This is a genomic window from Microvirga sp. P4_A5 (assembly GCF_056402495.1).
The window spans coordinates 36,998-50,082 of the sequence record NZ_JBFUHH010000021.1 but is presented as its reverse complement, the minus strand read 5'-3'; the positions used below and the strand labels follow the sequence as shown (position 1 = coordinate 50,082).

At 62.7% G+C, this 13,085-nt stretch carries 11 protein-coding genes; 8 read left to right on the top strand and 3 right to left on the bottom strand.

Annotation, left to right across the window (positions count from 1 at the left end; translation table 11 throughout):
- Positions 1-264 precede the first annotated feature (264 nt).
- Positions 265-456, top strand: coding sequence for a YegP family protein (locus AC1DVM_RS08540; RefSeq protein WP_477253692.1), 192 nt, complete (start codon positions 265-267; stop codon positions 454-456).
- A gap of 16 nt (positions 457-472) precedes the next feature.
- Here the strand turns inward: AC1DVM_RS08540 and AC1DVM_RS08535 are convergent, their stop codons facing one another.
- The gene (locus tag AC1DVM_RS08535; protein ID WP_477253691.1) at positions 473-2,005 is read right to left on the bottom strand and encodes a UxaA family hydrolase; all 1,533 of its coding nucleotides are present in this window, start codon (positions 2,003-2,005) and stop codon (positions 473-475) included.
- A 23-nt stretch (positions 2,006-2,028) separates the two neighbouring features.
- Positions 2,029-2,709, bottom strand: a complete 681-nt coding sequence (locus tag AC1DVM_RS08530) for a GntR family transcriptional regulator (RefSeq protein WP_477253690.1) — start codon at positions 2,707-2,709, stop codon at positions 2,029-2,031.
- 161 nt (positions 2,710-2,870) lie between these two features.
- Between AC1DVM_RS08530 and uxaC the strand changes: the two genes are divergently transcribed.
- The 7 genes from uxaC (at position 2,871) to AC1DVM_RS08495 (ending at position 11,689) form a co-directional block, all read left to right on the top strand.
- The gene (uxaC, locus tag AC1DVM_RS08525) at positions 2,871-4,271 is read left to right on the top strand and encodes a glucuronate isomerase (RefSeq protein ID WP_477253688.1); all 1,401 of its coding nucleotides are present in this window, start codon (positions 2,871-2,873) and stop codon (positions 4,269-4,271) included.
- A gap of 56 nt (positions 4,272-4,327) precedes the next feature.
- Entirely contained in the window at positions 4,328-5,515 is a 1,188-nt protein-coding gene (locus AC1DVM_RS08520; RefSeq protein WP_477253686.1) for an ABC transporter substrate-binding protein, read from the top strand.
- Between the two features lie 24 nt (positions 5,516-5,539).
- On the top strand, positions 5,540-6,613 hold the full coding sequence (locus AC1DVM_RS08515; protein ID WP_477253684.1) for an ABC transporter ATP-binding protein: 1,074 nt from the start codon (positions 5,540-5,542) through the stop codon (positions 6,611-6,613).
- A 13-nt stretch (positions 6,614-6,626) separates the two neighbouring features.
- On the top strand, positions 6,627-7,532 hold the full coding sequence (locus AC1DVM_RS08510) for an ABC transporter permease (protein ID WP_477253682.1): 906 nt from the start codon (positions 6,627-6,629) through the stop codon (positions 7,530-7,532).
- 4 nt (positions 7,533-7,536) lie between these two features.
- Positions 7,537-8,379: an ABC transporter permease gene (locus AC1DVM_RS08505; RefSeq protein ID WP_477253680.1), complete on the top strand. Its 843-nt coding sequence runs from the start codon at positions 7,537-7,539 to the stop codon at positions 8,377-8,379.
- 7 nt (positions 8,380-8,386) lie between these two features.
- A complete protein-coding gene (locus tag AC1DVM_RS08500) occupies positions 8,387-9,865 on the top strand; it encodes a mannitol dehydrogenase family protein (RefSeq protein WP_477253679.1) in 1,479 nt (492 codons plus the stop codon).
- A 594-nt stretch (positions 9,866-10,459) separates the two neighbouring features.
- Complete coding sequence (locus AC1DVM_RS08495; protein ID WP_477253678.1) at positions 10,460-11,689, top strand: heparin lyase I family protein; 1,230 nt, start codon at positions 10,460-10,462, stop codon at positions 11,687-11,689.
- Between the two features lie 152 nt (positions 11,690-11,841).
- Here the strand turns inward: AC1DVM_RS08495 and AC1DVM_RS08490 are convergent, their stop codons facing one another.
- Complete coding sequence (locus AC1DVM_RS08490) at positions 11,842-12,960, bottom strand: polysaccharide deacetylase family protein (protein ID WP_477253676.1); 1,119 nt, start codon at positions 12,958-12,960, stop codon at positions 11,842-11,844.
- Between the last annotated feature and the right edge of the window lie 125 nt (positions 12,961-13,085).

Genomic DNA, 13,085 nt, shown 5'->3' with positions numbered 1-13,085 from the left:
AGATGAGCCAGCCGATTCCGGCTCCGACGAGACCTGCAATCACCAATCCGCCGGTCGTATAGGTGCTGAGGCCGCGACCACGGCGAAAATGCTCTTCGACTTCGGCGGCGTAGTAACTGTCGTGGTCTTTGGACATCGTGCGTTCTCTCATTAGCTCGGCAATTGCCGCTTGGCCATCAACGGTCGAGACCGCACGGCGTTCCGGCGGCGCGTAACCAAAGCCGAGCTTGGGCGTTGGTACCCTGAGATCGAGGGAGGCTGACAATGAGATTTGAGGTTTATCGCGACGCTACCGGCGACTGGCGTTGGCGTCTTCGGCACCAGAACGGCCAAGTGGTGGCGGAATCCGCCGAAGGATACCGGCGGCGCGAGGATTGCGAACACGGCATCGATCTCGTGAAGCAATCCTCATCGGCCAAAATGGTGGACATGACCCTGAAAATCGCCGGGTCTTGAGAAGGAGTCGTCGGCGCTACATGGTGGCGCCGACCTGCCAGGGAATGAACTCGGCATCGCCGTAGCCCAACTCCTCGGATTTGGTGCGTTTGCCCGACGCGACATCGAGAATGGCGCGGAAAATTTCCGCGCCCTTTTCGTCGATCGACACGCCGTCGAGGATGTCGCCGCAATTGATATCCATGTCGTCGATCATCCGCCGATAGATCTCGCTGTTGGTGGCGAGCTTGATCGAGGGGGTGGGCTTGCAGCCATAGGCGGAACCCCGCCCGGTGGTGAAGCAGAGCACGTTCGCGCCGCCCGCGACCTGTCCGGTGGCGGCGACGGGGTCGTAGCCCGGCGTGTCCATGAACACGAAGCCCTTCTCTGTCACCGGCTCGGCATATTCGAAGACGCCGGTCAGGGTGGTCGTGCCGCCTTTTGCCGCCGCGCCGAGGGACTTTTCGAGGATCGTCGTCAGGCCGCCGGCCTTGTTGCCGGGGGAGGGGTTGTTGTTCATCTCGCCACGGTTGCGCGCGGTGTATTCCTCCCACCACGCGATGCGGCTCACGAGTTTCTCGCCGATCTCCCGGGTCGCGGCGCGGCGCGTCAGCAGGTGCTCGGCGCCGTAGATCTCCGGCGTCTCCGACAGGATCGCGGTGCCGCCGTTGCGCACGAGGATATCGGCCGCCGCGCCCAGCGCCGGATTGGCGGTGATGCCCGAATAACCGTCAGACCCGCCGCATTGCAGAGCCAGCATGAGTTCCGATGCCGGCACCGTTTCTCGCCGGGCGAGATTGGCCGCCGGCAGCATGTCGCGGATCACCTCGAGGCCGGCCGCGACCGTCTTGCGGGTGCCGCCCATATCCTGGATGGTCATGGTGCGGAAGGTCTCGCTTTCGCTGAGCCCGTAGGCCTCCTTCCAGCGCCCGATCTGGAACACCTCGCAGCCGAGGCCCACCATCAGCACGCCGGCCATGTTGGGATTGGACGCGTAGCCCCATTGGGTCCGCTTGAGGATGTCGTAGCCCTCGCCCTTGTTGTCCATGGCGCAACCGGTGCCGTGAACGAGCGGGATAACCCCGTCCACATGCGGATAGTCGTCGAGCAGCCCGGAGCGTTCGACCTCGCGGGCGATGAAGCGGGCCACCGTGGCAGAGCAATTCACGCTGGTCAGGATGGCCAGATAATTGCGCGTGCCGACCTTGCCGTTCGCGCGTCTGAACCCTTCGAATGTCGCCCGTTCGGCGACGGGCAGGATGATTTCCGAGCGGGCGTCCTCGGCGAAGCGGTAATCGCGCGTGAAATCGTGCAGCACCACGTTGTGCTCATGCAGCCACTCGCCCGGCGCCACGGCTTTGCCGGCAAAGCCGATGGTCTGGCCGAACTTCAGCACGGGCTCGCCTTCGGCCAGAGGGGAGATCGCCATCTTGTGGCCGCGCGGGATGCGCGCCAGCGCTGTCACGCCGTGGGCCACGGCGCCGACCTCGATCGGATCGACTGCGACCACGAGATTGTCGCGCTCGTGGAGACGAACGGTTCGCGGATTCGACGCGGGTTTATCCAACATGATTGACCTCTATGGTCGCGCGTTCACGCGCTGAGTGCCTGCTGCCCTTCGGCCGCTGCCGGCTCGAACAGATCGGGATATTTGGCCGCCATTTCGGGCAGCGAGAGCAGGATCTCGCCGAGATGGTCCTGCATGGCCTTGATGGCACGGTCGGGATCGCCGTCCTTGATGGCGTCGACGATGGTGGCGTGCTGGGCGACGATGCGGTCGCGCTGCGGGCCCTGCGACATGTCGAGGAAGCGGACGCGGTCCATCTGCGGCTTGACGTCCTCGATCATCTCCCAGGCGGCGGGGCGACCGACGCTCTCGGCAAGCAGGCGGTGGAACTCCTCGTCGAGGGCGAGGAACTCCGAGGTGGTTCTGGTCCGCAATGCGCGCTTCTGGCGCGTCAAGCTGTCCGTCAATCGCGCCACCATCGCGGGGGACACCTTGAGCGCGGCCTCGCGGACGACCGCGCATTCCACGGCCTCGCGGATGAAACGCGCATCCTCCACCGCCGCCGGCGAGATCTTGACGACGAGCGTACCCCGTTGCGGGAGGACGCGCACGAGGCCCGATTGGCTGAGCTTGATGAAGGCTTCTCGCACGGGAGAGCGGCTCACTCCGAAGCGCTGCGCAAGGTCCTGTTCGGACAGCATCTCGCCCGGCGAAAGGTGCATGGAGACGATGGCCTGGCGCAACGCCACCGTTACGCGCCGCGCCATCGGCTCATTGCTCTCTTCAAGCTTCGCGAGCGGGTTCTGAGACATTAGTGGTACGCTACCATACTAGTAGACCATTGCAAAGCAGACAAAGCCGACTTAAGGTAAAGCGTTCGAAGTATAATCGGCCGAACGAAGCCGTACCGCCCCTGGGAGTGACGTCAATGCTGGTCCACGAGGATCGGTTATTTCCCGCCGATCCGTCGAGCCGCGCCGTCGCGCGCAACCTCTACGCGTCCGTGAAGGATCTGCCGATCGTTTCGCCTCACGGTCATACCGATCCGCGCTGGTTCGCGGAGAACGAGGCGTTCCCGGACCCCGCAACCTTGTTCGTCGTCCCCGACCATTACGTTTCGCGGATGCTCTACAGCCAGGGCATCCGTCTGGAGGATCTCGGGATTGCGCCGCGGGACGGTGTCTCGAGAGCCGATCCGCGGGCGATCTGGCGTCTGTTCGCGTCGAACTATCACCTCTTTCGGGGCACGCCGACGCGAACCTGGCTCGACCACACCTTCGCAACGCTCTTCGGTTTCGAAGAGCGTCTTTCGGCCGACAACGCCGACGAATATTACGACCGGATCGACGCGCAATTGCGCACTCCGGAATTCCGCCCCCGCGCCTTATTCGAGCGCTTCGGCATCGAGGCGATCGCCACGACCGAGAGCCCGCTGGATCCCCTCAAGCATCACGAGGCCATTCGCCGATCCGGCTGGGGCGGCCGCGTGATCACAGCCTACCGCCCGGACCCTGTCGTCGATCCGGAATTCGAAGGATTTCGCGAGAATCTCGCCCGCTTCGGCGAGTTGACGGATTGCGATACCGGCTCATGGGACGGCTATCTGGAAGCGCATCGCAAGCGCCGCGCGTTCTTTCGACAATATGGCGCGACCTCGACCGATCACGGCCATCCGAGCGCCCGGACCGCCGATCTCTCGAAGGCCGAAGCCGAGGCACTTTTCGGCCGCGTCTCCCAGGGTTCGCCAAGTGCCGCTGATGCCGAGCTTTTCCGCGCACAGATGCTGACCGAGATGGCGGCGATGAGCGTCGACGACGGCATGGTCATGCAGATCCATCCCGGCTCGTTCCGCAACCACAATGCGGACCTTTTCCGCACCTTCGGCCGCGACATGGGCGGCGACATTCCGGCCCGCACCGAATATGTCCACGCCCTCAAGCCTCTGCTCGATCGTTTCGGCAACAATCCCGACCTGCGGATCATCCTCTTCACGCTCGACGAGACGTCCTATTCGCGGGAACTGGCGCCGCTTGCCGGCCATTATCCGGCGCTGAAGCTCGGGCCGGCCTGGTGGTTCTTCGACGCACCGGAGGGCATGCGCCGCTTCCGCGAGCTCACCACCGAAACCGCGGGCTTCTACAACACGGTCGGTTTCAACGACGACACCCGCGCGTATCTGTCGATTCCCGCGCGCCACGACATGGCGCGTCGGGTCGATTGCGCGTATCTCGCCGGCCTCGTGACGAGCCATCGCCTTGAAGAAGGCGAGGCGCACGAGGTGGCCCACGATCTTGCCTATCGCCTCGCCAAAGAGGCCTACAAACTGTGACGACGGACGTGGTTCAAAGAACTCATGTCGCACAGGCGAAAAACGGGAGGAAGACCATGAAGACACCTATCACCAGACGGACGTTCGTCGGCGGCGTTGCGGGCGCCGCAGGCGTTGCGACATTCGGCGGCCCCAGCTTTGCACAGCTCGCATTGCCCAAGGAGCCGGTTGCGCTCAACGTCATCGACGTGGCGGGCAATCTGGCGCTGACGCAGAAAGCCATCGAAAACTATCGCAAGGCGAAGCCGAACCTGGTTTCGCGCATCACCTTCACGAAAGCGCCGGCACCCGAACTCGCCGGCAAGATCAAGGCGCAGCAGGATGCCGGACGCGTCGACATCGATCTGGTGCTGACGGGCACCGATGCTTTGTCCGCCGGCATCGACCAGAAGCTCTGGGTCGACCTCCTCGGCACCCATGCGGCGTCCTTGCCGAAGCTTGACGACATATATCTCCCGGCCGCCGGCAAGATGCAGGCGCTTGCAAAAGGGCAGGGCGTCGTCGTGACCTATTATCCCTCGGGTCCGCTGCTCGAATACATGCCCGACCGCGTCAAGACACCGCCGACCACCGCCGAGGAATTGCTGGCCTGGACGAAGGCCAATCCCAACCGGCTGATCTATGCGCGTCCTGCGAATTCCGGCCCCGGCCGCACCTTCATCATGGGCCTTCCCTACATCCTCGGCGACAAGGATCCGCAGGATCCCGCGAAGGGTTGGGACAAGACCTGGGCTTATCTCAAGGAGCTCGGCCAGAACATCGAATATTATCCCTCCGGTACCGGCGCGGTCATGAAGGAACTCGGCGAGGGTTCGCGCGACATGACGGTGTCCACGACMGGCTGGGACATCAATCCGCGCGTCCTCGGCGTCGTGCCGAAGGAAGCGAAAGTGGGAGCGCTGAAGGGCTTCCACTGGGTTGCCGACGCGCATTACATGTGCGTGCCGAAGGGGTTGTCGCCCGAGAAGCAGGCGGTTCTGCTCGACCTCATGAGCTTCCTGCTCACCAAGGAGCAGCAGGCCTACACCTATGACGAAGGCTATTTCTATCCGGGTCCGGCCGTGAAGGGCGTCACGCTCGACATGGCGCCGCCGGAAAGCCAGGCGGCCATCAAGGAATTCGGGCGTCCCGAATACGAGAAGATGATTGCCGACAATCCGATCGAAGTTCCGCTCCAGCCCGACCAGATGGTGATCGCGTTCCGCATGTGGGACGAGCAGGTCGGCGGCGCGAAACGCAAATAAGATCAAAGAAGGTAAGGACCCGCGATGACAATCGCTCTCTCAAAGTTCGATGAAGTGCGGCTCGACCATGTGAGCCGCGATTTCGGGACGCTCAACGCTTTGCGCGACGTGAGCCTGACGATCAAGCGAGGCGAGTTCATCGCCCTGCTCGGACCGTCCGGCTGCGGAAAGTCGACGACGCTCAACTGCATCGCGGGTCTTCTTCCTGTGACTGGCGGCTCAATCTGGCTCGACAAGAGCCGGGTCGACACCCTCAAGCCGGAAGAGCGCGGGTTCGGAATGGTGTTCCAGAACTACGCGCTTTTCCCTCACCTCAACGTGCGCCAGAACATCGGCTTCGGTCTCAAGATGCGCGGCACGCCGCGCGCCGAGATGGAGCGCAAGATCGACGAGGCGCTGGCGCTCGTGCGCCTCCAGGGGCAGGAGCACAAGCTGCCCGGCCAGCTTTCCGGCGGGCAGCAGCAGCGCGTGGCGATCGCGCGGGCGATCGTCATCGAACCGCCGCTCGTTCTCATGGACGAGCCGCTGTCGAATCTCGACGCGAAGCTCAGGCTCGAAATGCGCGCCGAAATTCGGCGCATCCACAACGAACTCGGCGCAACCACCATCTACGTGACTCACGATCAGGACGAGGCGCTGTCCCTCGCGGACAGGATCGTCGTGCTGCGCGACGGCATGATCCGTCAGGTCGGTTCGCCCAAGGAGCTCTACGAATCGCCCTCGCATCTCGACGTGGCGGATTTCATGGGCTTTCGCAACAAGCTCAAGGGCAAGGTCGTCTCCAATGACGGCGGCCATGCGGTGATCGATGTGGAAGGCGCGCGGTTCCGCGGTCTGGCACGGGGCAATCTCCCGGTCGGCAGCGCAGCCTTCGTGGCCATCCGTCCCGACGATCTGATGCTGTCCGATTCCGGCGGCAACGCCCTGAAGGCAACCGTCGAGACCATCGAGTATCGCGGCCGGGAATTCGTCGGCACGGCGCGGTCGTCCCAAGGCGCCGATTTCGTGTTTCGAGCGCATCATTCCGTCGAGCCGGGTGGCATCATTCACCTGACGGTCGACGGCGAGCGCGTGCTGATTTTCGCCGACCAGGCATAGAAGGGAACGGCGAATGCACTCCACCTTTCAAGCCTCGCAACAGGGTCCCAACCTCTGGCAGCGCCTCGCAGCCAGAGGGCTCGATGCCGTCACGCTTCTGGTTCTGCCGGCGGTCATCTTTCTAGTGCTTTTGTTCGTCTATCCATTCGCGTTCGGGCTGGTGCTCTCGTTCGAGCCCAAGGCCGGCACGCATTGGCTGAGCAATTACGCGCGGTTCTTCGCAGATCCGTTTCTCTACGAGACGATCGCCAAGACGCTGTGGCTGTCGGTGCCGACGACGCTTCTCAACCTCTTTCTCGCAGTGCCGATCGCCTTTCGGGTGCGCCTCATGCGCAACCAGCGCATCCTGACGGCGATTCTCGTTCTGCCGATCACGCTCGGGACCGTGCTGGTGGCCGAGGGGTTGCTGAACTATCTCGGTCCGCAGGGCTGGCTCAACCGCACGCTGATGACATTCGGTCTCATCGATCAGCCGGTTCGCCTCCTGCACAATTACTGGGGCGTGTTCATCTCGCTCCTGCTGACCGGCTTCCCGTTCACGTTCCTCCTGACGCTGTCCTACGTGACCGGCATCGACCCGGCTCTCGAACAGGCGGCCGCGACTTTGGGTGCGAGTGCATGGCAGCGCTTCCGGCACGTCTACATCCCGCTTCTCATGCCGGGCTTTGCGATCACGTTCTGTCTGTCTTTCGTGCAGGCCTTCTCGGTCTTTCCATCCGCCGTCCTGCTCGGCGCACCGGCCGGCCCGACGCGCGTGATTTCGATCGCGGCCTATCAGGCGGCCTTCGAGGAATATGATTACTCGATGGCATCCGCCGTCGCGATGATCATGGGTTTCGTTCAGCTTGCAATCGTCGTGGCGGTTCTCGCCTCGCGCGGATTGTTCTATCGCGGCCCTGCCAGCGGCGCGAAGGGGTAGCATCATGATCCGCGATACGACCATGGGGGCGAAACTGTGGGCGACAGCCGTGTGGGCCGTCGTCGGTTTCTTCATCCTCAATCTCTTCGCCATGATCGGCACGGTGATCGTCAGCTCGTTCGGCACGCGCTGGCTCGGCACATGGCTCCCCTCCGGGTGGACCACGCGCTGGTATTCCTCCGCGTGGTCGGAATTCCAGCTCGGCGACGTTCTCATCGTGTCGTTCCAGGTGGTCGGCCTTGTCGTGCTGATTTCCGGTGTGCTCGGCGTGACGGCGGCCTATGCGCTCGCGCGGCGCGAGTTTCCCGGCAAGCGGCTCGTCATGCTGTTGTTCCTGCTGCCGCTGCTGATCCCGCCCATCACCTTCGGCATTCCACTCGCCACCGTCCTCTACCAGACCGGGCTCGCCGGCACGTTCTGGGGCGTCGTGGCGGCAAATCTCGTGCCGACTGTGCCCTTCGTTATTCTGGTGATGATCCCGTTCATCGAGCAGATCGATCCGAAGATCGAGGCGGCGGCCCGGGTCTTCGGCGCGAACACGTTCAAGCTCTTCATCCACGTGTTGCTGCCGCTGCTGCTGCCGGGAATTCTCGCCTCCCTGCTGCTCGTTCTGGTGCGCACCATCGCGATGTTCGAGCTGACCTTCCTGGTCGCAGGGCCGACCAGCCAGACGCTGGTGGTGGCCTTGTATTATGCGGTCTTCGCCGCGGGCGTTCGCGCAGTGCAATCCATCGACGCCATGGCGGTGATCTACATGGCAACGACCCTGATCTGGCTGGTGATCGCGCTTCGCTTCGTCAATCCGGCGCAGATCGTCACCCGCGCCAAGCAACAGCCTGCACATTGAGACGCCCATGAGAAGCCGTCTGAACACCATTGCGCTGTCGCAACTCCCACCGGGCGTTGTGGTGCCGTCCTACGATCGCCGGTCCGTCGAAACCGGCATCGTCCATCTTGGAATCGGGGCGTTTCATCGGGCGCACCAGGCGGTCTATACCGACGATGTGCTGGCGCTCGATCCGAACTGGGGCATCGTTGCCGCGAGCCTGCGCAGTCCCGATACCCAGGATGCGCTCGAACCGCAGAACGGGCTCTACACTTTGTCGGTCCGCTCCGAGGCAGGTGAGAAACTGCGCGTCATCGGTTCGATCTCGCAGGTCATCCTGGCGCCGCAGGCCTTCGATGCGCTCATGAGCGTCATGACCGATCCGCATGTGCGCATCGTGTCGCTCACGGTCACCGAGAAGGGCTATTGCCACGATCCGGCGACGGGCGAACTCGACGAGGCGCATCCCGATATCGTGCATGATCTGGCCCATTGGCAGCAGCCGAAATCCGCCCCCGGATTGGTCGTCGAGGCCCTTCGCCGCCGCCGCGTGGCGGGCATTCCGCCCTTCACGGTTCTCACCTGCGACAACCTTCCCTCCAACGGTCGCACGGTGCACCGGATCCTGACGCGCTACGCGTCGCTCGTGGATCCTGATCTTGGCAGGTTCGTCGCCGCGGAGGTGGCATGTCCGTCGACGATGGTGGACCGCATCGTGCCGGCGACCACCGACGAGGATCGCGCGCGCATCGAGAAAGCGCTCGGCTTTCGCGATGCATGGCCCGTCGTCACGGAGCCTTTCACCCAATGGGTGATCGAGGATCGTTTCCCGCAGGGACGGCCGGCCTGGGAAAAGGCCGGGGCGGAATTCGTCGCCGATGTCGAACCCTACGAGCAGATGAAGCTGAGATTACTCAACGGCAGCCATTCGACGCTTGCCTATTTGGGGTATCTCGCCGGCTATGAGACCGTATCCGACGCGATGGCGGATGGGGATTTCGAAAGGCTCATCACAGCCCTGATGGACAGAGACGTCACGCCGACGCTGCACATGCCGCCCGGCGCCGATCTGGCCCACTACAAGAAAGCGCTTGTGGCGCGATTCAAAAACCCGGCGCTGAAGCATCGCACCGGACAAATCGCCACGGACGGTTCACAGAAACTTCCGCAGCGACTCCTCGGCACCATTCGAGACAGGCTGCGCGAAAAGGCGCCGATCGGCCGCCTGGCCCTCGGGGTTGCGGCTTGGATGCGCTATGTCACGGGCATCGACGAGAACGGTGCGCCGTTCGAGGTGCGCGACCCCATGTCGGCGCGGTTGCGTGCGCTCGCCGATGCGGCCGGCAAGGATCCGGTTCAACTGGCCGAGAGCCTGTTCGGCGTCCGCGAAATCTTTGGCGATGATCTTCCTCAAGATCCCGGGTTCACGCAACCGGTGATCGCGGCGCTCATGACGCTCTACCGCGACGGCGCTCGCCGGAGCGTCGCAGAATTTCGGAGCGAGTGAGCAGGCGGCCGTTCGCCTGACGCTCGCGCGATCCGCGAATTTAAATCGATTGAATCTCTCGCCCTCGTCGTCGACGCAATCACAGGGCTCGTAGTGGCGGCGAAGCCGACAGAGTTTTTTCGAAGGCTCCCACGCTCTCGCCATTTTTCTCCTGCAGGAAAAGTTCGTCCGGGTCACGGACCTGAATTCCCTCCTTTGCCTCCGTCCGGAGGCGCCCGGCCCCCCATCGCGTTTTCCGGGACGAGCAAAAAAATTTGGTCGTCCCCTCTGTTTGGCTAGTTGTGATAGGTTTTAACGTAACGTAGAGGAAGATCACTGCCGCCCTTTAGGCAGCTTCGAGACGATATTTCGAGTGCGGCCAAGCTGGCCGAAATTGGTAAAGAACYGGCGTTTTATCACAAGACTTCAATTGTTAAGGATGTGTATTCGTTAGCTGCGCAAAACATGAGTTCCCACCCAGCGCGGTCAATCGCTAAATATTATTGAACAAGTCGCTTTTACGCGACTTTGCCGAGATTTGTTCGGCGGATGATGTTTGGCTTCATTTCAACACAGCCGCACTTTGTTTTGCGGAAAAACGGACGGATTTGACCTATGGCTTTGTTACCTTCAGTTTGGCAGGAAGATGTCAACGACAACACCGCGATTTCTTATGSGGGTCGGCAGTTTTACGTAAATGCCGAGAATCCCTGGAGCTTTGACTCCAAAGACAACAGCACGCTGCGTTTYGAAGTCCGCAAGGGCGATCAATATGTCAGCAGCGGCTACACCGACTCKKCCGGCGTCGAGCGCGCCGAGATGGGCGACGTGGCGCGGTATTCGATCAAYCAGGAYATCAGCGTCGAATACAAGTTCATGATCGAGCCCGGCRCCAAGAACACCGCCAAGTGGATGGTGATGGGCCAGCTTCACTCGGCCATGAACATGTCGCCGCCGATCGAAATCAAGTTCAACGGCAACGACAAGATGAAGATCTCGGGCAATTCCGGCTCGACCGGCAACCCGGTCTATCGCGACATCTACAGCGACAGCCAGGACATCGTGCGCGGCCATTGGTACACGATGAAGATGAACATCAAGTTCGATCCCTATGGTAACGGAAGCGCCGAAATCTGGCGCGATGGCGTGAAGATCGTCGATTACGACGGCGCCCTCGGCTACACCGACCAGACCCAGACCTACTGGAAGGAAGGCGTGTACCGTTCGACCGCGGCGGAGACGACGGCGGTGAACTTCAAGGACCTCGTCATCAAGACCGGTGCCGGTGCGTTCGACTCCTCGCCGACGCCGACCCCGGCTCCGCAGCCCACGCCGACGCCGACGCCCACCCCGGAGCCGACTCCGACCCCGACCCCGACGCCCGATCCGGCGCCCGCGGGCAGCACCATCAAGGGTACGAGCTGGAACGACGTGTTGAACGGCTCCACGTCCGGCGAGACGATCTACGGTTATGCCGGTGACGACAAGCTCAACGGCAAGGGCGGCAATGACGTTCTGGTCGGGGGTGATGGCAAGGATGCGTTCGTGTTCACCACGAAGGCGAGCACCACCACCAACCGTGACAAGATCGTGGACTTCAACAGCAGCGACGATTGGTTCGAACTCGACAACGCCGTGTTCACGAAGCTCGCGAACGGCGTCCTGTCCTCGGCCAATTTCCGCGCCGGCGACAAGGCTCTCGATAGCAACGACTACATTGTCTACGACAGCAAGACCGGCATCCTCTCGTACGATGCCGATGGTTCGGGTTCGGGCGCTGCGGTTCACGTCGCGGTTCTCGAAAACAAGGCCAAACTCTCGGCTGGCGATTTCTGGATCCTCTAAGTCCCATCGTCGCAAATGTCTTCATCCGGCCTCGTTCCGATGCGTCCAGCGTTCACAGGACAGGCCGGATGAAGGAGACACATCACTAACGTGGTGTGTCACGCGCGATAACAGCGCCGAAGTCCGGAGACGGGCTTCGGCGTTTTTGCGTTCTAGAGATGCCCGACCCGGCCGCCGGGCGCGGGGGAAATCTGGGTCACTGTGTATCCGAGCTTTCGGCACTGCCTGCGCAGGAAGCTGCTCAACCTGGCGGCGCCGTTGAGCTTTGCAAGGAACCGGAGCCTGCCATCGCGGCCACCGACATAAATGCGTCGGATGGCCATGGGATTTTCGCGTACGCGGGCAAGCGGCGTCGGACCCGGTTCAAGGCTGAACGCCATGGCGACGCCGCTCTTGCGGGCAGCCTCCTCGTGATCGGGTGTGAAGTCGCGAGGAGAGCCGTTCGGATAGGCGAAACTCAGGGGACGCGCGCCAAGCGCGGCGGTCAACCGCTCCACCGAAATCTCGATCTCGTCGCTGGCTTCTTGAAGCGGTAGACGCGTAAGAATCGGATGTGTGTGGGTGTGCCCGCCGAAATCGAGTCCCTCCTGGGCAAGGGTCTTGACCTCGGCCCAGCTGAGATAGAGGTGCTGGAACACGTCAGCTGCCGGTAGCGGGACATCGAGCGCCGCGGCGAGCGCTGCCATGGCATTCTCGCGCTCGCAGGCGGGGATCAATTTAATTGCTTCGACCCAGCGCTCCGTAGCGACATCGCGGTCGGCCTCGGTGACGAGTGCGAGGCGTCCCACGAGCGGAACCATGCCGCGTTTCACCGCGGTGGTCGCAAGGCAATGCGCGGCGAAATCCCAGACGAACGGTCGTCCGGATCCGATATGGTCGGTCGCGAGAAAGACGACGGCCGGGACGCCGCGCTCCCGCAGAATCGRCCAGGCGATGTCGCCGTTGTCGCGATACCCGTCGTCGAAGGTGATGAGCATCGGCCGCGGCGGTAATCCGCCAGTGCCATTCAGCCAATCGGCAAGCTCGCGAATCGAGATCGGGTTGTAGTGCTCGCGCAGGTAATCGATCTGGCGCGCGAAGGCGTCCGGCGTCGCGCTGATATTGGGCTTGTAGCCGCGAAACCGCGAATCGGCAGCGGGCCACACGCGATGATAGCAGATCGCCGTGAGATGGTCGCTGTGAACCCGGCCAAGCCACCCTGCAGGGGAGAGTCGCTTCTCCCAGGCATGCAAAGGTGCGAACGGCGTGCCGGCGAACATGCTCCTACCCATCGCCCCCCGGTCCCTCCAGCCCGTAGAGTGCGCTTTTCCAGCCAATTTGAAAAGCTTCACCAATATAGTCGCGGCACCTCGCGAATGGCACCATAGGTCGCACCGCTTATGCACTTTGCCTAAAA